This window comes from Streptomyces sp. TOM-9 (genome assembly GCF_056858595.1).
The window spans coordinates 7,825,850-7,846,214 of the sequence record NZ_JBXEQB010000001.1; the positions used below are offsets into that span (position 1 = coordinate 7,825,850).

The following is a 20,365-nucleotide window of genomic DNA, read 5'->3' on the forward strand; positions in this document are numbered from 1 at the left end:
GCCCCCGGTGCTTTGCCCCTGAGGCAAGTTTTTTGCCTCAGGGGCGAACCGCGTCTATACCTGAGGTATGACCTCACCATCCGCGGACGAGGCGCCCCTGCCGGACGTCGCCCCCCAGCTGCGCGCGCTGCGCCGCAGGGGCGGGCTGACGCTGGAGGCGGCCGCGGCCCGCGCCGGGCTGTCGCCCGCGCACCTGTCCCGGCTGGAGACCGGGCAGCGGCAGCCTTCGCTCCCGATGCTGCTGACCCTCGCCCGCACCTACGGCACCACGGTGTCCGACCTGCTCGGCGAGACCTCCCCCGAGCGCGATCCGGTCGTCCGCGGCGGTTCCGTGCCTCCCGCGGAGGCCGGCGGCTGGACGTACTGGCCGGCCGGGAACCCCGGGCGGGCCATGCAGGCGCTGCGGCTGCACGTGCCGCCCGGCCCCCAGGAGGGGCTGGTCCGCGTCCACGCCGGCGAGGAGTGGCTGTACGTCCTGGGGGGCGAACTGCGGCTCACCCTCGGGGACGCCGTGCACCGGCTGGTGCCCGGCGACAGCGCCCACTTCGACTCGCTCACCCCGCACCGCATCGCGGCGGCCTCGCCGGACGGTGTCGATCTGCTGTTCGTCCACACGCTGCTGCGGAGTTCCGTCGTGGAGCTGTGCCTGGGCGACGGCCGTTCAACGCGCCCCCACGGCGCATGACGAGAGGACTGACCGTGTCCGGCAACTCCGGGGGCAAGGCCCCCATGGGCTTCAAGGTGCGCACCTTCATCTATCTGGTGGGGGTCCACATCATCGCCGCGTTCTTCTTCCTGATCTTCCACCTGGCCGGGGCCAAGTAGGGCGGCCCCGCCGCCTCGTGTCAGGCCGGCTGCGCGCCGTCCAGGAAGAGCGCGCGCAGCCGCTCGCGACGCCCGGGGGTGAGGCCGAGCCCCTCCTCCAGGTAGCGGTCCACCGAGCCCCAGTGCTCCTCGATGGTGTCGAAGGCGGTCTCCAGGTACTCCTTGCGCGCGTCGAAGAGCGGGCCGAGCAGCTCCATGACCTCGGGGGTGGTCGCCGGTTCCGCGTCGTCGCCGCGCTTGATGCGGTAGCGGCGGTGGGCCTCGTTGCTCTTGAGGTAGTCCTCCACGATCGCGTCGCGCTCGACCCCGAGGGCGAGCAGGATGACGGCGACCGAGGTCCCGGCCCGGTCCTTGCCCGCGGCGCAGTGCAGCAGCGCCGGCACCGACTCGTCCTCGGCGAGCAGTTCCAGCATGCGGGCGTGCTCGGCGGTGCGGTCCAGCACGATGCGGCGGTAGGCGTGCACCATGCGCGCGGCGGCGCGGCCCTCGCCGAGGATCTCGCGCAGCGCCGCGATGTCGCCGTCGCGGACCGTCGTCCAGAACTCGGCGCCCGAGGCCGGGTCGCTCAGCGGCATGTTGACGTTGCGCACGCCGGGCAGCTCGACGTCCGGGCCCTCCAGCTTCATGTCGGAGGCGTTGCGGAAGTCGAAGACCGTGTGCAGCCCGAGGGCGGAGAGGAAGGCGGCGTCGTCGGCGGTGGCGTGCGCCAGGTGGCCGCTGCGGAAGAGCCGTCCGTACCGCACCCGGCGGCCGTCGGTCGTCGGGAGGCCGCCCACGTCGCGGAAGTTGCGCACCCCGGTCAGCTCGGGTTCCGACGGGGCGGTCTGCGGCGTCTGCTCGGTCACCGGGGCTCCTTCGCTCAGGGGCCGGACGGTGCGGATCACCGGCGGCCGGACCACTCCCGACCATACGACACCCCGGGCGCGCCCCGTACCGCGCGGTATGTGATCGCGGGAGGGGGCTGTGCGCGGCGGTCGCGACGCCGCCGTATTCCGCTTCCGGCGGATCCGGCCGGGTGGGATACATCACCCCCCGTCAACCCTTGGTTACGGTGGCGTAGGTCACTTGAGGAGGTGAAGTATGTGCTGACGTGCCAGACGATTCGAAGAGAAACCACAGTGCCGCCATCGGGTCGTACACCGCCCTGGGGGACAGCTTCACGGAAGGTGTGGGCGATCCGGGTCCCGACGGGACGTTCATCGGCTGGGCCGACCGGCTGGCGGTCCTCCTGTCCGACCGCCGCCCGGAGCACGACTTCCGGTACGCGAACCTCGCGGTGCGCGGCCGCCTGCTCGACCAGATCGTCGAGGAGCAGGTGCCGCGGGCCGTGGAGCTCGCGCCCGACCTCGTGACCTTCTGCGCGGGCGGCAACGACATCCTCCGCCCCGGCAGCGACCCGGACGACGTCGCGGAGCGCTACGAGGCGGCGGTCGCCCGCCTCACCGCGTCCGTCGGCACCGTCGTGCTGTGCACCGGTTTCGACACCCGCGGCATCCCCGTGCTGCGCCATCTGCGCGGCAAGATCGCCACCTACACGGCCCATGTGCGCGCCATCGCCGACCGGTACGACTCCCCGGTGCTGGACCTGTGGTCGCTCCGTTCCGTCCAGGACCGCCGGGCCTGGGACTCCGACCGCCTCCACCTGTCGCCCGAGGGGCACACCAGGGTCGCGCTGCGCGCCGCGCAGGTGCTGGGCCTCGAGGTGCCCGCCGACCCCGACCAGGCGTGGCCGCCGGAGCCGTTCCGCGCGCCCGCCGAGATCCGGCGGGACAACATCCAGTGGGCGCGCGAGTACCTCGTGCCCTGGATCGGCCGGCGCCTGCGCGGGGAGTCCTCCGGCGACAACGTGGAGCCCAAGCGCCCGGACCTGCTGCCGCTGTAACCGGCGGACCCGGGGCGTACCGCGCGCGGGCGCGACGCGGCGTCAGAAGGACGAGGCCCCGGAGGCGAGTTCGGCCCACACGACACGGCCGCCACCGTCGTCGGTGGGCCGGACGCCCCATGCCTGCGAGAGCGCGCCCACCAGCAGCAGCCCGCGGCCGCCCTCCTCGTCGACGCCCGCCGCCCGCGGCCGGGGCGCAGTCGGCGCGTGCCCCTGGTCGCTGACTTCGAGGCGCAGCCGGGTGCCGTCGTAGCGCAGTCCGCAGGTGATGAACTCACTGCCGGTGTGCATGACGGCGTTGGTGAAGAGCTCGGAGACGATCATCTCGGCGTCGTCGCGGAGTCCCTCGTCCGCCTCCCACTCCCGCAACCGTGCCCGCACGCGATGGCGTGCGTCGGCGACCGAGGACCCGTGAGCGGGCAAACGGAAGAGGTCCTGGCAGCGAGGGGCGTCGAGGTCGCCACGGCGCTCTAACCGCAGAGCGTCTGGTGAGGAGGCCACGTCGCTAACTATGCGGTGCCGTTCTCACTGTTGGCAAGATGCGATCTGTAATTTACAGAACGGCCGATGCGCACTGTCGGTTTTCGTTGACGGCATGACACACTGCTTGTGGCAGAGGGGAGTTGGGGAAGTGGTCGTGACGGACGCGCGGTCAGCCGGTGCCCCCACCGTCCTCCGTGTGGTGCTCGGAAAACGGCTCCAGGACCTGCGTGAGAAGGCCGGACTCTCCTTCGAGGACGCGGGCCGGGCGCTCGACGTCACCCACGCCACCGTCCGCCGCATGGAGAAGGCCGAGGTCGGCCTGAAGATCCCCTACGTCGAGAAGCTCCTGCGCACCTACGGGGTCACCGACCCGGAAGAGGTCGAGGGGTTCCTGGCGCTGGCCCGCGAGGCCAACCAGCCGGGCTGGTGGCACCGCTACCGCGACGTCCTGCCCGACTGGTTCAGCGCCTTCGTGAGCCTGGAGGGCGAGGCCGGTGTCATCCGCGCCTACGAGCCGCACTACGTCCCCGGACTGCTGCAGACCGAGGACTACGCGCGCGAGGTGCTGCGGGCGGGGAACCCGGGCGCCGGCGACGCGGAGGTCGAACGCGGGGTCGCGCTGCGCATGGAGCGCCAGGCCCTGCTCACCCGTGAGGACGCGCCGCTGGTCTGGATCGTCATCGACGAGACGGTGCTGCGAAGACCCATCGGCCGTCCGGCGGTCATGCGTGCCCAGATCGCCAAGCTGATCGACTCCTGCGCGCTGCCCAACGTACGGCTCCAGATCATGCCGTTCACGGCCGGACCGCACCCTGCCATGTACGGCCCGTTCCACATCTTCCGGTTCCAGACGCACGAGCTCCCGGACGTCGTCTACTCGGAGAGCCTGGTCGGGGGCGTCTACTTCGACGACCGCGACGACGTCTCGGCGTTCCTGGAGGCACTGGACCGGATGTGCGCACAGGCCGCGCCCACCCAGAGCACCGAGCGGATCCTCGTCGGCATCCAGAGGGAGACGTGACCATGGAGCGGACCCACGACGGCGACGAGATGACCGCACCGACCTCGACCCGCAAGGGTCACCGGAATCCGAACGGAGCAGGGCGTTGACCGACAAGGGCTTCCCCGCGGAGGAGATCGACACCAGCCGGCCGCACCCGGCCCGGATGTACGACTACTACCTCGGCGGCAAGGACAACTACGAGGCCGACCGCGAGGCGGCCGAGATGGTGATCCGCATGACCCCCGACGCGCGCCCCAGCGCCCGCGCCAACCGGGACTTCATGCAGCGCGCGGTCCGCTACGCGGCGGGGCAGGGCGTCCGGCAGTTCGTCGACATCGGCACCGGCATCCCCACCTCGCCCAACACCCACGAGGTCGCCCGCTCCGTCGTCCCGGAGGCCCGGGTCGCCTACGTCGACAACGACCCCATCGTGGCCGCCCACGCCGGCGCGCGGCTCACCAACACCGGCAACGCCGGCTTCTTCCTCGGCGACGTCCGTGAGCCCGAGACCATCCTGGAGCACGCCACCATCCGGGAGCTGATCGACTTCGACGAGCCCGTCGCCCTGATGCTGGTCGCGCTGCTGCACTTCGTCCGCGACGACGAGGACCCGGCCGGGATCGTGCGGACCCTCACCAAGAACCTCCCGGCCGGCAGCTTCCTGATCCTCAGCCACGGCACGACCGACTTCCACCGGGACGTCGACGCCGATGCCGGTGAGGCGTACAAGAACGCCACCTCCACCCTCAACCTGCGCAGCAAGCCGCAGATCGAGCCCTTCTTCGAGGGGTTCCCCCTGGTCGAGCCGGGCCTGGTGCAGGTGCCGCGGTGGCGCCCGGACTCCCCGTCCGCGCGGGAGGGCGAGCACGCCCGCGCAGCCTTCTGGGGAGGCGTCGGCCGCAAGAGCTGACGCGGGGGCGCCGGCCGCCCGCTACGGGAGCAGGGGCGGCAGGAGCGGGAGCGGTGTCCGCCCCGGCGGCGGCACGGCGGGGATCCGCTCCAGCACCCCGCCCGCGAACACGTCGTACAACGGCAGCGTCTCCAGGTGGACGTAGCCGATGTGGCAGTCGCAGACGGCCAGCGGACACGCGCGCGGGCGCAGCGCCGCTAGGTAGGAGCCGTCGTAGAGGTTGCCCAGTTCCTCGGGGACGAAGTGGCAGCGGCGCACCGTGCCCTCGCCGTCCACCGAGATGACCGACTCGCCCGTGCGGCACGGCAGGCCCGCGCTGCGGTGCGGATGCCGGCTGTAAGGGAAGAGCGGGTCCAGCGCGGTCCACCGCGCCGCCTCGGCGTCGGTGTACGTGTGGCCCTCGGCGGCGTTGACCCACAGGTAGACGTGGTCCGGGAGGTCGGCCCGCAGCCGGTCGGCCTGTTCCAGGTGCTCCGGCAGCCCGACGATGCCCACGCTGTGGCGGACGCCGCGGTCCGCGAGCTCGCGGCATTTGGCCAGGAAGCGGTCGTAGGGCGTCTGGCCCGGGTGGAAGGTGCACCACAGGGCGAGCGTGTCCAGGTCGGCCTCGTCCAGCCACTGCGTGCGGTAGCTCAGATTGGTCTGGATCGCCACCCGGCGGACGTGCGGAAGCCGGCTCAGCTCCGCCAGCGTACGCCGGTACCAGGAGCGCACCAGGCCCTCGCCCCACGGGGTGAACAGCAGGGAGAGCCGGTCGTCGGTCCGCCCGGCCGCCCAGCCCGCGAAGCGCTCCAGCGCGGCGCGGTCGGCGGTCAGCTGGGCGCGGCTGTCACGGCGCTTGGCGAAGGGGCAGTACGGGCAGTCGTAGTCGCACGAGGCCAGCGGGCCGCGGTAGAGGATCGTCAGGTCCATGGCGGAGGCGCTCACTTGGGCTCGTAGGCGGCCATGCGCCGGCGGACGGCGGCGGAGAACAGCTCGGGTCCGGCCGCGTCGGAGTGGGCCAGCCCCTCGGGCGACAGCCGCAGCACCTCCGGCCCCGCGGCGGCGTCGAGCCAGCCCCGGTCCGCGAAGCGCTCCAGCTCCCCGGCGAAGTCCTCCCCGGGAGCCGTGCCGAACCGGGCCCGGTACTCCGTGACGGGCAGGCCCTCGGCCTGCAGCAGGGACTGCAGCAGATGACGGCGGCGGGCCTCCTCGGCGTCCATCGCCCAGCCGAAGTCGGCGTGGGCGAACTCCTGCGTGGTGCGCGCCGTGTAGTCGTCGATGATGCCGCGGATGTGGTGCATGTCGACGGCGTAGTCGAAGGAGTAGTGCAGCGAGGAGGTGTATGAACGGGCGCCGCAGCCCAGGCCCACCATGCCGTCGGTCTGGCAGGCGTAGTCCCCGCCGCCCGTGGTGGGCGCGTCCGCACGGCGGAACATGCGCATCGACACCTGCTCGTAGCCGTGCGCCAGCAGATGGTCGCGGCCGTGGCGGTACAGCCGCAGCCGCTGCTCGTCCCACGCCGCTTCGCCCCGCGCGGCGTCGGCCGCGTGCCGGCCGAGGCCGGTGAGCGGGCGGACGTACAGGGGGTACAGGTACAGCTCCTCGGGCCGCCAGGCGAGCGCCGCGTCGAGGGACTGCGTCCAGGAACCCTCGGTCTGGCCGTCGATGCCGTAGATCAGGTCGATGTTGAGGACGGGGATGCCCGCCTCCCGGATCCTGCCCAGCGCCGCCTCGACGTCGGCCCGGCGCTGGGGACGGACGGCGGCGCGCGCCTCGGCGTCGACGAAGCTCTGCACCCCCAGGCTCAGCCGGGTCGTGCCGCGCTCCGCCAGCACCGACAGCCGGTCGGCGGTCGCGGTGGCCGGCGAGGCCTCCACGGAGAGCGGTATCGCCCGCAGGTCCGCCCCCAGGCCGCGTTCGGCGAGATCGCAGAGCCGCTCCAGCTCGGCAGCCTCCAGGTACGTGGGGGTGCCGCCGCCGAAGGCCGCGTTGGCGAACCGCGCGCCCCCGCCCAGCGCCTCCCGCACCGCCGCGGCCTGGCGCTCCAGCGCGTCCAGGTAGGCGGTCGCCAGGCCGTCGGGCGCCCCGATCCTGGTGAAGAGGTTGCAGAAGCCGCAGCGGACCTCGCAGAACGGGATGTGGAAGTAGAGGGACAGCGCGTCCTTCGGCTCGTCCGCCCACAGGTCGCGCAGCCGGGCGTGCTCGCGGGGCAGCGCGCGGTAGGCCGTCTTGTGCGGGTACGCGTACACGTAGTGCCGGTACGGGCGCACGGCGGCCGTGGCCGGGGGCGCGGCGGAGAGCGTCACGTCGGTGAGGGTCATCGGGCGGCCCCGTCGAGGAGGAAGTGGGCGTAGGGCACCGTCCACACGACCTCGTGGCCGATGCGGTGGCCGGTGTGGCCGTCCTCGCCGTACGCCGTGCCGTGGTCGGAACAGACGACGGCCAGGCACGGACGGCGGCTGGAGACGGCGGCGAAGAGCCTGCCGATGTGGCGGTCGACGTACTCCAGGGCGGCGGCGTGGGTGGCGCGCGAGTCGCCCGCCTCCCGGGTGGCGCCCGGCAGGTGGAACCAGTTGGGCTGGTGCAGCGCCGACACGTTCACGAACAGGAAGAGCCGCTGCTGCGGCGGCAGGGCGGCGACGACCTCCTCGGCGCGGGCCACCTGGGCCTCGAAGGAGGTCGGGGAGGGCACGCCGAACTCCGGCTCCCAGTGGCTCTCCTGGAAGAGCCCGGGCAGCACCGAGCCCAGCGGCGCCTGCTTGTTGAAGAAGCCGACGCCGCCGATGCACACCGTGCGGTAGCCGGCCTCGGCCAGGCCCGACACCAGGTCGGGGGTGTCGTACACGAAGGTGCCGTCCGCGGTGCTCTCGCTGCCGGCGAAGCGCGCCGCGAACAGCCGCGGGTGGGGACCGGGCGCGGTGGGCGTGGGCAGGAAGCCCGCGAAGATCGCCTGGTGGGAGGCGTAGGTGAAGCTGCCGGGCGCGTGCCGGCGCTCCCAGCGGCCACCGGGCAGATGGCGGGCCAGGTGGGGGATGCGGCCGGCCGCGGCAAGCTCCTCGGCCACGTCGTGCCGGAGGGTGTCCAGCGTGACCAGCAGGATGTTGTGGCTGCCCACGATCTGGTTCATGTCAAGCGGTGGCGTCATGGTGGTGCTCCTCGCGTCGCGCGCCGTGCATCGCGGCCGGTACGGCGGCGACCTGGGCGGCGTAGGTGTCCAGGCCCTCGGCGCCGCTGCCGGGGAGGCCGGTGAGCCGGGGCAGCAGATCCCCGAAGGCGTTGACCTCGCCGACGGCGAAGCGGCGCCAGCCCGTCGCGGGCAGGACGTCCACACCGACGCAGAGCGTGCCGGGGAAGCACGCGGCCGCCCGTTCCGCGGTCGTCAGCACCTCCCCGAAGTCGCCGCCCGCGGCGCGGATCGCCGCGCGGGCCGTGTCCAGGTCGCCGCGGGCGCCGCCTAGGTGCAGGTTCGTCATGGGGTGCGGGCTGGTGCGGACGACGGCGTGCGTGGCGCGGCCCGCGACCACCACCACCCGCAGGTCGGCCGCCCGCCCGTGCTGGGACGCCTTGGGCAGCCAGCGCTCGACGTGCAGCCCGTCCGGGGCCAGCGCGTCCACGAGGGCGGCGACCTCCCGCTCCGTGCGGTACTCGCGTACCCGCAGCGAGTTGAAGAGGCGTCCGTCGGCGGTGGTCTCCACCGAGGTCGTGGCCTTGACCCGGCCGGGGCCCGCCATCGCCAGCGCCACCACTCCGGAGGCGGAGGAGCCGTGCGCGGGCTTGAGGAACGCCCGGGAGATCCGGGCGGACCGCAGGCGCTCCCGGAGCTCGGCCCAGCCGCGCACCGGCGGCCCGTCGGGAGCGGGCGGCACCGGGACGCCCGCGGCGGCCAGCCGGGCGTGGCAGCGCCGCTTGTCGAACAGCACGGCGACCTCCCCGGCGTCCGCCGACGGCACCGCGCCGGCCCGGCGGGCCGCCGCCGTCACCTCGTGCACGGCGGCGGTGAAACGGCGGTACCACAACGCGGTGCCCTCGACCCTGGCCGGGTCGTCGGCGCCCCGCAGCAGGCGGTCGACCTCGGTGTCCTCGCCGGGCGAGTCGACGCGCACGAACTCACCGGGCGCGAAGGCGTACCGGCCGCGCAGTACGTCGCGCCACGCCAGCACCCGGGGCGCGGGATGCCCCGCGGCACGCACCGCGTCGGCGAAGAGGGTCGTCCTGCGGTTGCCGGGGTTGCCGACGACGGCGATGCGGAGCGCACCGCCGGTCCCGCTACTCGGAGACGGCGACATAGCGCCACTCCTCGTTCCGCCAGCGATGCGGCTCGCAGTGCTCCGACAGGTCGACCTCGGTGCCCGCGGAGCCCACGACGGCGCGCAGCCGCTCGGCCACGGCCCCGCTCAGGTAGTGGTGGTGCAGGTCGAGCCGCTTGAGGTGGGTGAGCGGCTGGCCGCGCAGCAGCGCCTCGGCGCCGGTGTCGGTGAGGGTGCCCATGGACAGGCTCAGCGTCTCCAGCTGCGCGACGACGGGAGCGGAGGCCACCGCCGCCGCGATCTCGTCCTGCAACTCGCTGTCCTGCAGGCCGAGGTGGCGCAGCGCGGGGAAGCGCCCGCCGGCCAGGACCGGCGCGAGGTCGGCGACCGTGGAGTCCCCTCCGTACTGCTCCACGCCGAGCCACAGCTCCAGCCGCTCCAGCGCGGGCAGCTCGCAGGCGCCGACCGCCCGCACCACCGAGCCGGGCAGCCCGCCGGACTCCAGGCGCAGCACGCGCAGCGCCTCGTGACGGACGGGACGCAGCGACAGCGGCTCCTCGCCCAGCCCCTGCGAGTCGCCGCCGCGGACACCGAACTCCTCCAGCAGCGGGAAGCGTTCGAGGACGGGCGTGACGTCGGTCAGCTGCAGCCAGGAGACCTCGCACTCCTCGCCGGTCACGTCGGCGAGGAACAGGGCGCGCAGCGCGGGGAGACGCTCCGCGTCCGCGAGCACCAGTTCCAGCGCGGGACGCAGCTCGGAGTACTCGTCGTCCCACCAGGGGCCGAGGACCAGCGCGCGCACCCGCGTGGTGTCGACCGCCGCGGTGAAGTGGCCCCACAGCTCGGGGAAGGGGATCTCGCCGGCCTCGAAGCAGTCAAGCCGCCAGGCCACGGCTTCGGGCCCGGGCAGCTCGGCCGTGCCGGCCTCGGGCAGCGTGTGCACGCGCAGCCCGTGGAAGGTCTCCAGGTGACGTGTGACGGTCATGACGGCCTCACTCCGCGACGGCGGTGTAGCGGTGGACCTCGCCGTCCCACTCGTCCTCGTCACCGGGTTCGGAGAGGTCGACCTCGACGCCCGAGGGCTCCAGGGCGGCCCGCACGCGCTCGGCGACCGGCTCGGTGACGAAGTTGTGGTGCAGGTCCAGCCAGTTCAGGTGGGTCAGCGGCTGGCCGGCGAGCAGGGCGGTCACACCGTCGTCGGTGAGCACGCCCAGGGACAGGTCGAGCGAGGAGAGCTGGGCCACGACGGGGGCCGCGGCGACGGCGGCGGCGATCTCGTCCTGGATCTCGCTGTTGCGCAGGCCGAGGTGGCGCAGCGCGGGGAAGCGGCCGCCGGCCAGGACCGGCGCGAGGTCGGCGACCGTGGCGTCGCCTCCGTACTCCTCCACGCCCAGCCACAGCTCCAGGTGCTCCAGCGCCGGGAGTTCGCTCGCGGCGACACCGCGGACCACCTCACCGGGCAGGCCGCCCGCCTCGAAGCGGAGCGTGCGCAGCCGCTGGTGGCGGGTCGCCGGGAAGCGCAGTCCGGTGCCGCCGCGGACGCCGAACTCCTCCAGCCGCGGATAGGCCTCGAGCACCGGCGTCACGTCGGACTGCTCGATCCAGGAGATCTCGGCCTCCTCCATCTCCAGGTCGCCGAGGAACACGGCCTCCAGCGCGGTCAGCCGTTCGCGCGCGTCCACGAGCAGCCGCACGAGGACACCGGAGTCGTTGTCGTACGGCTCGCCCCACTGGCCCACGACCAGGGCCCGGACCCCGGCGGGTTCGACCGTCTCCAGGAAGCGGTCCCACAGTTGCGCGAAGGTCTCCTTCGCGTCGTCCCAGGGGTTGACGGCCAGCCGCCACGCCACCGCGCCCGCCGCCGGGAGCTCCTGCCGCGCGCCGGGCGCGGGGAAGTCGAAGGCCGGCAGGCCGTTCAGTTCCTGCAGATGTTCGACGTGGGACATCGGTGGTCTCCCGAGGTGGACGGACGCGGTGCCTTGACGTGGTGGTGCCTCGCTCGCGAAGAGTTCTACCAAGCCGCTCCGACAGCGCCTGCCGCGGGCTGTGCACAAGTCGCCGGGGGGCGTTGTCACACCCCCCGCGTAGCGTCGTGGACATCGGGTCGGCGGGTGCCGACGGCGGAGGGAGACGCGCATGTACCGGCAGGGGGACGTCCTGATCGTGCCCGTCGCGGAAGCGGCCGTGCCGCCGGGCACGGACCGGATGCCGCGGCAGGCGAGGGACGCGCGCGGCAGGCTCGTGCTGGCCCTCGGCGAGGTGACCGGGCACGCCCATGCGGTCGTCGGGCCGGGGACGCTGGTGCGCGAGGCCGGGCCGTTCGGGGCGGCGTACCTCCATCTCCCGGACGGCGGGCGGGTGGTCCACGAGGAGCACGCCGCGATACCGCTGCCGAAGGGGTGGTACCGGGTGGTGCGGCAGCGCGAGTACGTGCCCGGCGCGGTACGCGTCGTGGCGGACTGACCAGGACGGGGGAGCGGAGCGATGACGACGGTGGCGAGCGCGGGTACGAGTTCGGGCACGGGTACGGCGACGGAGCCGGCAGCAGACACGACGGCGCTGTGGCGCGAGGTCGTCGCGGCGACCGGACCCGCGGACCGGGCGGCGACGGAGGAGGGGGTGCGCCTGGCCTACCGGCTGGCGGGGCTGCCCGAGCCGGAACGGATCGTGTGGGCGGCCTCGCCCCTGGAGGCGGTGGCCCTGGTCGTGCGCCTGACGGCGGACGGCACGGCGGGCGGCAGCGTCCGCGACGCCGTGCGGACCCGACCGTGGGCGGCCGCGCGGGAGCGGGTCGCCGACCGGCTCGGACCGGCCGGGTGGGCGGACCACTGGGCCGTCACGGGCGCGCAGTTGTGGGACACGACGGTGCTGCTGACCGAGCGGATACGGACCGCGGTGGTGGACGCCGGACCGGGGGTGCCCGGCGGCGGGCAGGCCGTGCGGCTCGCGTTGCTCGACGCCGTGCTCGGGCAGCACGACGCGGCGTGGCTGGCCGCTTTCGACGACCAAGGGGGCACGCCGGAGCTGGCCGGGATCGCCGCGGTCGCCCGGAACGCCGGCTGGTGGTGGCCGTACGAGCGGACGGCGGTCGTCGCCGAACGCCCCCTGGAGCTGCACCGGGACGAGGCGGGCCGGCTGGACCGCGGCGACGGCCCCGCGCTGGCCTACGCGGACGGCTTCGCGCTGCACGCCTGGCGGGGCATGCCGGTCCCCGCCGAGTTCCTCGACGGGCTCGCCGGGCTGACCCCGCGCCGTATACGGGAGGAGGAGAACGCCGAGCTGCGCCGAGTGATGCTGGAGCACTACGGCTACGAGCGATACCTGGAGGAGTCCGGGGCCGAGCCCGTGCAGCGGGACGCCGCCGGCGTGCTGTGGCGGATCGAGCTGGAGGGGGACGAGCCGCTGGTGATGGTCGAGGTCGTCAACTCCACGCCGGAGCCGGACGGCACCCACCGCACCTACTGGCTGCGGGTGCCGCCGCGGACCCGGACCGCCCGCGAGGGCGTCGCCTGGACCTTCGGACTGGAGGAGGCCGACTACGTGCCGGAGAGGGAGACCTGAGCGGACTCCAGCGTCGCGGCGTCGATGAGGGCGAGGTTGCCGCCCGCCGTGCAGGTGTGGGCACCTGCCGTCGCGCCGAGGCGGGCGCAGGACTCGAAGTCCAGTCCGCGCATGCGCCCGTGGAGGAAGCCGCAGAGGAAGGCGTCGCCCGCCCCGTTGGAGTCCACCACCGGGCCGGGCGGGGTGACGGCCGGGATGTGCCGGGGCATGCTGCCCCCGTCGCGCGCGAGCAGATAGGCGCCGCCCGCGCCAGCGGTGGCGATCACGGCCTGGGCGCGGCCGTCGCGCAGGATCGCGCGCATGATGTCCGCGATCCGCTCGCCCGCTCCCGCCGCGCTGAGGAAGACCAGGTCGGAGCGGCGGGCGAACTCCCGCTGGTGCTCGGCCAGTCCGTCCCAGTCGTGCAGGTCGGTCGAGACGGGCAGGCCGAGTTCCTCGATGTCGTCGTAGAGGAAGCGCGTGAAGTGCGAGATCGACAGGTGCACGTGCCGGGCCCGGCGCAGGTGCGGCAGGTAGAACTCGCGCGGCATCCGCAGGTCCGCCGGGTCGCGCCCGTCGTAGAAGGACATCCGGCGGCCCGTGGCGTCCACGAGGTTGACGGCCCGCCGTGTCCCGGCGGGGGAGATCAGCGGCTCGAAGTCGACGTCGCCCTTGGCCAGGCGCTCCCTGAGCAGGGTGCCGATCCAGTCGTCGCCGACGAAGTCGAGGAACTTCACGGTCATGCCGAGCGCGCGGCAGCCCAGCGCCACGTTGCCGCCGGTCTGGCCGGGCCACTCCCGGACCGGCTCCACCCCGAGGGAGTCCACGAGCGGTACGGGCAGGCTGTCCACCCGCACGACGGTGTCCACCCCGGAACCGCCCACGACGAGCACGTCGTACGGCGACTCTTCCGTGGTCATGTGCACCTCCAGTCACCACCCCGGCGCCATGTTACGGCCGTTCGGTGTCCCCCGGTGTCCGGTCACTGATGTGCTCGGCCGCCCAGGCGGCCCACTCGAGCTCCAGCAGCCCCTCGTGGCGCTCCGCGGCCAGCGCCCCCTCGCGCTCCACGTAGGCCCGGGCCCGCCCGGGGTCGACCTGGTGGAGGAAGAAGACCCGCCGCAGCGCGTCGCTGCGGCGGTTGCGCCCGCGCGGTCCCTCGGCGGCGACGGTCACCAGCTCGGCCTCGGCGAGCCGGTTCAGCTCCGTGTAGAGCTGGCTCTGGGTGGCGGGCCAGACGTTGGTGAGGGACGTCTGAAACGCCCTGAGCCGGTCGTATCCGCTCGCCGGCCTCGTGCTCTCGGCCGGGCTGGTCGGCGCGGAGCGCCGCGCGGGCCACCCGGCGGACCGGTTCGTGATCGAACTCAGCTCCGCGGTGTTCTTCGCCCTGCTGGCGGCGCTGGCCTTCGCCGTCCCGGACTCACCGCTCGAGTCCTACAGTACGGCGCTCTCCCTGGGCTGGCTCGCCCTCGCGGCCTGGGGCTCGTTGGCCGTTTCCAGGCCGTTCACCCTCGGCATCGCCAGGACCATGGTCCCGCCCGCGGTCTGGGACAACCCGGTCTTCCTCCGCACCAACATGATCATCACCGCGGTGTGGGCGGCGTCCTTCACCGTGAACGCCGCGCTGCCGGCCGTCCTGCTCTCGGCCGCCCCGCACGCGCTCGCCGGGATCATCGCCGTCAAGGTCTGCGGCTTCGCCCTCCCGGTGGTCTTCACCGCGCGCTACAGTCGCGCGGTGGCCGCCCGCCGGCAGACAGCCGCCCCGGCGCCCGCCCCCGCGCCCGCCCCCGCGGGTGTCACGGCGCCGAGCCGGTGACCAGTTCCGTCCACGCCGCACGGACCGTGTCGAGCCCGAAGGCCCCGCGCAGCCAGTCGCGGGCCTGCTCGCCCGCCTCCTGCCAGCCGTCGGCCGCGAGCGCCGCGATCGCGTCCGCCATGGCCGAGGGGGAGTCGTGGATCCAGCGGCGTTCGTAGATCGCGTCGGCGCCCGGCCAGGGCAGCAGGGCGGGCACCGCGCCGGAGGCCATGCCCTCGGCGGGCGCGAGGTGGAAGCTCTCGTCGTCGCTGGTGGAGAGCACGAAGCCGATGCGCCGCAGCCAGCTCGCCACGTCGGGGCCGAAGTCGTCGAAGACCACGGCGTCCTCCAGCGGACCGGACTGCACACGGCGCAGCACGGCGTCGTAGTGCGCCCGCTCCTCGGGCTTGTTCCAGATCCACCAGTAGTCCCAGGGCATCTTGGACTTCACCGACAGCCGCCACCGCGGGTCCCTGGCCCGCAGCTCCTCGAGCACGTCCAGGCCCAGGTCGAGCCGCTTGCGCGAGGGCGCGATGCCGATCATGCCGAGGCGGTAGCGGGCGTCGGGGACCTTGGGGCGGTCCAGCTGCCGGTCGTCGACCCAGTTGGGGACGGTGACGAGCTTCTCCCGCGGCCAGCCGGTGCGTTCTCGCGTGAGCCGGTTGTAGTGCGGGCTGACGCACACGACGCGGTCGACGGCGTCGATGTCGACCTGCGCGGGGTAACCGGCGTACAGCTCGAAGCGGTGGAGGCGCACCAGCAGGCGGGAGCCGCGGCGCTTGTGGCGGCTGTACCAGACGGCCGCCGGCCCGCACCACTCCACGACCACGACGTCGGCCCAGGCGGCGAGTTCGCGGCCGGCGGCCGCGTCGTGCCGGGCCAGTGCCTCCCAGGCGTCGACCCGCACCTCGACCCCGGGCAGGGCCTGGAGGTGGTCCAGCAGACGCGTGAAGAACTTCAGGTCGTGCCCGGCGACGACGACCCGCAGCGGCCGTCCGCGGCCGGCGAGCGCGACCGGTGCCGCCGGCAGCGCCCGTTCGACCAGGCCGCGCAGCCGTTCGGCGGCCCGGTCCAGTGAGAAGTGCGCGGCGGCCTCGCGGCAGCGCCGGGCGGCCGTGCGGTAGGCCTCGGGGGAACGGGCGGCGGTGGCGACCGCCTCCGCCGCGTCGTCGAGGGTGCCGCGGCCGGGGACGAACAGCGGGTAGTCGGCGCCGAGCAGCGCCTCGTGCGCGGGCGTGCGGTTGAGCACGACGGGCAGCCCGAGCGTCCCGAACTCCAGTACCTTCGTGGACAGTTCCAGGCTCGCGTCCAGTTCCGGATGGCGCCAGCCCAGCCCCAGGTCGCATCCCGCGGCGATCCGCATGGCCTCCTGGCGGGGGGTGCCGCCGTGGTGCACCACGCCGGTCGCGCTCCGCAGCGCACGCTCCATGGCCGCGTGGAAGCCGGGGTGCCGCGGGTCGTCGTGGACCTTGTCGCCGACGGTGTGCAGCTCGGCCCGGATCCCGCGGGTGGCCAGCGCGCCCGGCAACTCGGTCATCTCCAGGGTGTTCCAGCGCGGCGCGAACTTGCCCGTGTACACCATGCGGACGGGGTCGCGCGCCGCGTCGTGCTCCGGCACCGCGAAGTCCGGGACGGGCACGCTCGGCGGGTACAGCACGCACTTGCCGCACGCGGCCGGCACCCAGGCCTCGGTGAAGCAGCGCAACTCCTCGGTCTGGCACAGCAGGTAGCGGCAGGCCTCGGCGATCCGGGTCAGTTCGTCGACCGCCTCGTCCGTCATCTGCGCCGCCGACTGCGGGATGTCGGTGAGGTACGCCCAGATCCGCCCGTCGAAGGCGCCGTCGGCGACGACCTGCGCCACCAGCCGGCGACCGCGCAGCACCAGCAGGTCGCACGGCTCCCGCTCGTCCTGCTCGCGCAGCACCCGCGAGGCCTGGACGGGGGACAGGACGTGCCCGGTCGGTACGACGGACACCCCCGGCAGTTGCGCCAGCGGATCGACCAGCCGTCCGGTGCGCACCGGCGCCTTCAGCACCAGCCGGGTCCCGCAGCCGGCCCGCGCCAGCGCCTGCACCGTCGACTGGGCCCACACCGCGGAACCGTCGATGAGGTTGAGGTCCACGTCCCCGTAGACCATCGCCCTGACCGTGCGTGTGCCCGTCATCGGACCTCCTCCGGGCGGATCGTGAACAGCCGTGCCGCCCCGGGGGACGGCCAGAGCGTCCTGCGCAGCAGGGCCGGGCGGAAGCCGTTGACGTGCGGAACGAAGCCCGGGGTGTCCGCGCTGAAGCCCACCGCGTCGGCCCCGGAGCACTCCTGGGCGCACATCAGGTCCAGCAGGTGGACCGCCGGCCGTTCCTCCGCGAGGTCCGTCCAGTCCGCGACCCAGGGCGCGCCCGGCCCGTCCGCCGTGGCCCGTACGATGACCCCGCCCGCGGTGAGTTCCGCGTAGGCCGCCCCGGGAACGGGCACCAGCACCTCGGCGGGGCGCAGCCGCTGCGCCATCACCTGCGCGACCAGGCGTGACACCTCGGATCCGTCACGCGGGTCGGCCAGCACGGCCACCCGCCGGGCGTCCAGCGGGTCCGCCGCCCCGGCGATCCGGGCGAGCTCCGACAGCCGGACCCGGGTGGCCCGGGAGGTGAAGATCTCCCGCAGGTCGGCGCGGTCCACCGACGCCGGGTCCAGCCGGGCCGGCTGCACCCCGGTGTCCCCGTCGAGCACGGCGTCCCAGGGGAACGGGGCCAGCCCCGGCGCGGCGGAGGCGGGGGCGTCCCGCCACAGCACTGCGGTACGGCCGAGCGCGTGGACGGTGGCGAGGAGTTCGGCCAGCCGCCGGTCCAGGTCGGGTGCGGTGCCGGTGCCGGTGTGCGCCCACGGCCCGGCAAGGCAGGCGCTGAGCTGTACGACGAGCACGTCCGGGTCGGTGCGTTCGGCGACCTGCCGTGCGTCGTGCGGCAGCACGCGGTTGACGACGGCGTCGTGGGCGAAGTCGGCGGTGGTCGTGGCGTCCAGGACACCGGCGATGACCAGCCGGTCGCGGGGGCCGGCCGTGAACGCCCGGTGGGCCAGGTGCAGGTGTCCGTCGGCCGCCGGACCGCCCCCACCCGGTGCCGGGGAGGCGGCGGCCGGCGTGCCCGGCCGGGCGGCTGCGGGGCGACCGCCCTTGCCGCGGCCGCGCCACATCCCGTACAGCTCGCGCGGCAGCCGCGTCGAGCCGCGCAAGGGGGAGCGCGCGGCCGAGACCAGCGCCTGGCCGACCCGCAGCGAGGTCGAGCCCTGCAGCATGGCGACCCGGGTCTCCAGCACCCCGATCCGCTCCCTGGCGCGTCGCAGCTCGGCCGCGAGCCGGTCGCGTTCGTGCGTCACGGCCGCCGTCCGCTCGCCGTCCGTGCCGTCCTGCAGCGCCTCCAGCGCGCGACGGTCCTCCTCGTGCCGCCGCTCCAGCTCCAGCACCCGGGCCCGCTCGGCACGCGAGACGAACTCCGCCAGCACGTACTCGCCGGCCACCCGCAGTGCGGTGGTCTCCCCGCCCGCCACCGGCCGACCGGCCGGGTCCAGGAGCGGCAGCAGTGCCTCGGTGCAGGTGAACACCGCGCCGCCGTGCAGGTGCAGGTAGTCCAGGCCGGCTGCCCGCAGCACCTGGCAGCGGTGCGCCACCAGGGCGTCGAGCAGCCGGTGGTACGGCAGTTCGGCACCGGCGTGGCCGAACACGATCAGGCCCTTGCCGCCCGGGCGCATCCGCCGCAGCGCCGCGAGGCACGCGTCCTCGTCGCCGTGCCGGGTGGGGTCGGGGCCGTAACTGAGCAGGGCCAGCCGTCCCTCGCCGACCGGGTCCTGGTCACCGGCCGGGGAGGGGCACAGCCGGACGCCGCCCGGCAGGTGCAGGTACGGTTCGAGCGGGATGCCGCCGCCGGTCGCGTCGACGACCTCGGTCACCCCGTCCAGGTGCGGGTGGAGCAGATCGAGAAGGCGCATCAGGAGGTCCTCGTGAAGACGTGGAAACCGACCCTGTTCTCCCGGAAACCGTACGGCGTGAAGCCGCCGTACCGCAGTCCGAGCGGTTCGACGGCGGCGCGGTACTCGGCCGCAGGGCGGTGCAGGATGTAGTCGCCGCGCGCCACGCGCCCGGGCGCGTCCTCGTCGGTGACGACCAGCCGGCCGGTCAGCCGGACGAGGGAGGCGAGGTTGACCAGCGCCGCCCGCCAGGCGGCGTCGTCGAGCACGTGGAAGAGCACGTCCACGGCGAGCACCACGTCGTACAGCCACGGGCTGCGCCAGGCCGACAGCTCCGCCACCGCGTAGCGGGGGCCGCCCCCCAGCGCGCGGCCGTGGTCCACTGCCGAGGGGCTGGCGTCGATCGCGTCGACGAGGTGGCCGCAGCGGGCCAGGGCCCGGGCGAAGTGGCCCTTGCCGCAGCCCGCGTCGAGTACGAGCAGCGGGTCGTTGGCCCGTTCGAAATCACCGGTGATGCGCAGGACCTCCGCGAAGCGCAGCGCGTAGAAGATCTCGTTGCCCGGCCGGTCGAGTCCGATATGGCCGCCGGAGGCGAGGTCGTCGTGCTCGCGGTGACGGCTGTCCCAGTACGCGAGGGGGTCCTCCAGACGCGGCTCAGACATGGTGGTCAAGCCACTCGGTGATGACGCGGGCGATGCGGGGCCCCGAGCGGCCGTCCCACAGCGGGGGGCCCTCGGGGGCGCGGGCTTCGCCGTCCAGCGCCTTGAGCAGGGCCGGGACCAGCCCTTCGGGGGCGACGAGGCGGTTGGTGCCGTGGGTGACCGTCACGGGCCGCTCGGTGTTGGGCCGCAGCGTCAGGCAGGGCACGCCCAGGACGGTGGTCTCCTCCTGCACCCCGCCCGAGTCGGTGACCACCGCGGCGGCGCCCCGCAGCAGCCCCATGAACTCCAGGTAGCCGAGCGGCTCCAGGATCCGGATGCCGGGCGTGTCGCCGAGCCCCGCCGCCTCCAGCGCGGCCCGCCCGCGCGGGTGCAGCGGGACCGCCAGCTCCAGGTGCTCGGCCGCCTCGCGCAACGCCGCCACGGCGGCGGCCGCGGCGGCCGGGTCGTCGACGTTGGCGGGACGGTGCAGCGTCACGACGCCGTAGCGGCCGGGCAGCCCGTGGGCGGCGCGGGCGGATTCGGGGTCGAAGCGTGGCAGGTGGGCCATCAGGGTGTCGATCATCGGGTTGCCGACGAAGTGCACCCGGGCGGTGTCCACGCCCTCGTCCCCCAGATGGCCCACCGCCTCCGGGCTGGTGACGAAGAGCAGGTCGGCGAGCTGGTCGGTCAGCCGCCGGTTGACCTCCTCCGGCATCGTCATGTCGAAGCTGCGCAGGCCTGCCTCGACGTGCGCCACGGGCAGCCCCAGCTTGGCGGCGACCAGGGCGGCGGCGAGCGTGGAGTTGACGTCCCCGTAGACCGTGACCAGGGCGGGCGCCCGGGCCGACAGCTCGTCCTCCAGGGCGGTCAGCAGGGCGGCGGTCTGCCGGGCGTGGCTGCCGGAGCCGACGCCGAGGTCCACGTCCGGTTCGGGCAGACCGAGCTCCCGGAAGAAGACGTGCGACATGCGTTCGTCGTAGTGCTGTCCGGTGTGCACCACCGACTGCGGCTGCCCGGCCTCGCGCAGCGCGGCGACGACCGGGGCGGCCTTGACGAAGTTGGGCCGGGCACCGACCACGTGGACTACCGAGCCGAGCACG

At 74.2% G+C, this 20,365-nt stretch carries 22 protein-coding genes; 8 read left to right on the plus strand and 14 right to left on the minus strand.

Annotated elements, in window-relative coordinates:
• The first annotated feature begins 67 nt into the window (after positions 1–67).
• Both AC1VWI_RS36055 and AC1VWI_RS36060 read left to right on the plus strand, forming a co-directional pair.
• Positions 68–685, plus strand: coding sequence for a helix-turn-helix domain-containing protein (locus AC1VWI_RS36055; protein ID WP_499515208.1), 618 nt, complete (start codon positions 68–70; stop codon positions 683–685).
• Positions 686–699: 14 nt separating this feature from the next.
• Positions 700–825 (plus strand): DUF6126 family protein, encoded by a 126-nt coding sequence (locus AC1VWI_RS36060; protein WP_499515209.1) that lies wholly within the window; start codon positions 700–702, stop codon positions 823–825.
• A gap of 20 nt (positions 826–845) precedes the next feature.
• Here the strand turns inward: AC1VWI_RS36060 and AC1VWI_RS36065 are convergent, their stop codons facing one another.
• Positions 846–1,670 (minus strand): tyrosine-protein phosphatase, encoded by an 825-nt coding sequence (locus tag AC1VWI_RS36065; protein WP_499515210.1) that lies wholly within the window; start codon positions 1,668–1,670, stop codon positions 846–848.
• A gap of 245 nt (positions 1,671–1,915) precedes the next feature.
• Between AC1VWI_RS36065 and AC1VWI_RS36070 the strand changes: the two genes are divergently transcribed.
• Complete coding sequence (locus AC1VWI_RS36070) at positions 1,916–2,707, plus strand: SGNH/GDSL hydrolase family protein (RefSeq protein WP_499515211.1); 792 nt, start codon at positions 1,916–1,918, stop codon at positions 2,705–2,707.
• 42 nt (positions 2,708–2,749) lie between these two features.
• On the opposite strand, the gene AC1VWI_RS36075 is transcribed toward AC1VWI_RS36070, so the two are convergent.
• A complete protein-coding gene (locus AC1VWI_RS36075) occupies positions 2,750–3,130 on the minus strand; it encodes an ATP-binding protein (protein ID WP_499515212.1) in 381 nt (126 codons plus the stop codon).
• A 214-nt stretch (positions 3,131–3,344) separates the two neighbouring features.
• Here AC1VWI_RS36075 and AC1VWI_RS36080 point away from each other — a divergent pair, with 214 nt between their 5' ends.
• Together AC1VWI_RS36080 and AC1VWI_RS36085 are read left to right on the plus strand one after the other, a co-directional pair.
• Complete coding sequence (locus AC1VWI_RS36080) at positions 3,345–4,211, plus strand: Sco1979 family transcriptional regulator (RefSeq protein WP_499515213.1); 867 nt, start codon at positions 3,345–3,347, stop codon at positions 4,209–4,211.
• A gap of 85 nt (positions 4,212–4,296) precedes the next feature.
• Complete coding sequence (locus AC1VWI_RS36085; RefSeq protein ID WP_499515214.1) at positions 4,297–5,103, plus strand: SAM-dependent methyltransferase; 807 nt, start codon at positions 4,297–4,299, stop codon at positions 5,101–5,103.
• 21 nt (positions 5,104–5,124) lie between these two features.
• Here the strand turns inward: AC1VWI_RS36085 and AC1VWI_RS36090 are convergent, their stop codons facing one another.
• Genes AC1VWI_RS36090 through AC1VWI_RS36115 form a run of 6 tightly spaced genes read right to left on the minus strand, consistent with a single transcriptional unit; the run spans position 5,125 to position 11,278 of the window.
• The gene (locus AC1VWI_RS36090; RefSeq protein WP_499515215.1) at positions 5,125–6,015 is read right to left on the minus strand and encodes an STM4011 family radical SAM protein; all 891 of its coding nucleotides are present in this window, start codon (positions 6,013–6,015) and stop codon (positions 5,125–5,127) included.
• Positions 6,016–6,026: 11 nt separating this feature from the next.
• On the minus strand, positions 6,027–7,406 hold the full coding sequence (locus AC1VWI_RS36095) for an STM4012 family radical SAM protein (protein WP_499515216.1): 1,380 nt from the start codon (positions 7,404–7,406) through the stop codon (positions 6,027–6,029).
• Positions 7,403–8,212 (minus strand): STM4013/SEN3800 family hydrolase, encoded by an 810-nt coding sequence (locus AC1VWI_RS36100; RefSeq protein ID WP_499516999.1) that lies wholly within the window; start codon positions 8,210–8,212, stop codon positions 7,403–7,405. Before AC1VWI_RS36100 ends, AC1VWI_RS36095 begins: the two co-directional genes overlap by 4 nt.
• A 1-nt stretch (position 8,213) precedes the next feature.
• On the minus strand, positions 8,214–9,371 hold the full coding sequence (locus AC1VWI_RS36105) for an STM4014 family protein (protein WP_499515217.1): 1,158 nt from the start codon (positions 9,369–9,371) through the stop codon (positions 8,214–8,216).
• Positions 9,352–10,317 carry an STM4015 family protein gene (locus tag AC1VWI_RS36110; protein ID WP_499515218.1) on the minus strand — a complete coding sequence of 322 codons (966 nt, stop codon included), beginning with the start codon at positions 10,315–10,317 and terminating at the stop codon, positions 9,352–9,354. Before AC1VWI_RS36110 ends, AC1VWI_RS36105 begins: the two co-directional genes overlap by 20 nt.
• Before the next feature lie 7 nt (positions 10,318–10,324).
• Positions 10,325–11,278, minus strand: coding sequence for an STM4015 family protein (locus AC1VWI_RS36115; protein WP_499515219.1), 954 nt, complete (start codon positions 11,276–11,278; stop codon positions 10,325–10,327).
• Positions 11,279–11,468: 190 nt separating this feature from the next.
• Between AC1VWI_RS36115 and AC1VWI_RS36120 the strand changes: the two genes are divergently transcribed.
• Positions 11,469–11,795 carry a DUF8820 family protein gene (locus tag AC1VWI_RS36120; protein WP_499515220.1) on the plus strand — a complete coding sequence of 109 codons (327 nt, stop codon included), beginning with the start codon at positions 11,469–11,471 and terminating at the stop codon, positions 11,793–11,795.
• A 21-nt stretch (positions 11,796–11,816) separates the two neighbouring features.
• On the plus strand, positions 11,817–12,893 hold the full coding sequence (locus AC1VWI_RS36125; protein ID WP_499515221.1) for a DUF6745 domain-containing protein: 1,077 nt from the start codon (positions 11,817–11,819) through the stop codon (positions 12,891–12,893).
• Here AC1VWI_RS36125 and AC1VWI_RS36130 read toward each other — a convergent pair.
• Together AC1VWI_RS36130 and AC1VWI_RS36135 are read right to left on the minus strand one after the other, a co-directional pair.
• Complete coding sequence (locus tag AC1VWI_RS36130; RefSeq protein ID WP_499515222.1) at positions 12,869–13,792, minus strand: carbohydrate kinase family protein; 924 nt, start codon at positions 13,790–13,792, stop codon at positions 12,869–12,871. The two genes, AC1VWI_RS36125 and AC1VWI_RS36130, sit on opposite strands and share 25 nt — an antisense overlap.
• 31 nt (positions 13,793–13,823) lie before the next feature.
• Complete coding sequence (locus AC1VWI_RS36135) at positions 13,824–14,048, minus strand: hypothetical protein (RefSeq protein ID WP_499515223.1); 225 nt, start codon at positions 14,046–14,048, stop codon at positions 13,824–13,826.
• A 118-nt stretch (positions 14,049–14,166) separates the two neighbouring features.
• Here AC1VWI_RS36135 and AC1VWI_RS36140 point away from each other — a divergent pair, with 118 nt between their 5' ends.
• Positions 14,167–14,688 (plus strand): hypothetical protein, encoded by a 522-nt coding sequence (locus tag AC1VWI_RS36140; RefSeq protein WP_499515224.1) that lies wholly within the window; start codon positions 14,167–14,169, stop codon positions 14,686–14,688.
• On the opposite strand, the gene AC1VWI_RS36145 is transcribed toward AC1VWI_RS36140, so the two are convergent.
• The 4 genes from AC1VWI_RS36145 to wecB are packed head-to-tail and all read right to left on the minus strand — an operon-like array spanning position 14,669 to position 20,364.
• Complete coding sequence (locus AC1VWI_RS36145) at positions 14,669–16,831, minus strand: glycosyltransferase family protein (protein WP_499515225.1); 2,163 nt, start codon at positions 16,829–16,831, stop codon at positions 14,669–14,671. The genes AC1VWI_RS36140 and AC1VWI_RS36145 overlap by 20 nt on opposite strands.
• The gene (locus AC1VWI_RS36150) at positions 16,828–18,645 is read right to left on the minus strand and encodes a hypothetical protein (protein WP_499515226.1); all 1,818 of its coding nucleotides are present in this window, start codon (positions 18,643–18,645) and stop codon (positions 16,828–16,830) included. Before AC1VWI_RS36150 ends, AC1VWI_RS36145 begins: the two co-directional genes overlap by 4 nt.
• Positions 18,645–19,286, minus strand: coding sequence for a class I SAM-dependent methyltransferase (locus AC1VWI_RS36155; protein WP_499515227.1), 642 nt, complete (start codon positions 19,284–19,286; stop codon positions 18,645–18,647). The genes AC1VWI_RS36150 and AC1VWI_RS36155 overlap by 1 nt, the downstream gene beginning before the upstream one ends.
• Complete coding sequence (wecB, locus tag AC1VWI_RS36160; protein WP_499515228.1) at positions 19,279–20,364, minus strand: non-hydrolyzing UDP-N-acetylglucosamine 2-epimerase; 1,086 nt, start codon at positions 20,362–20,364, stop codon at positions 19,279–19,281. The genes AC1VWI_RS36155 and wecB overlap by 8 nt, the downstream gene beginning before the upstream one ends.
• Position 20,365: the final 1 nt, after the last annotated feature.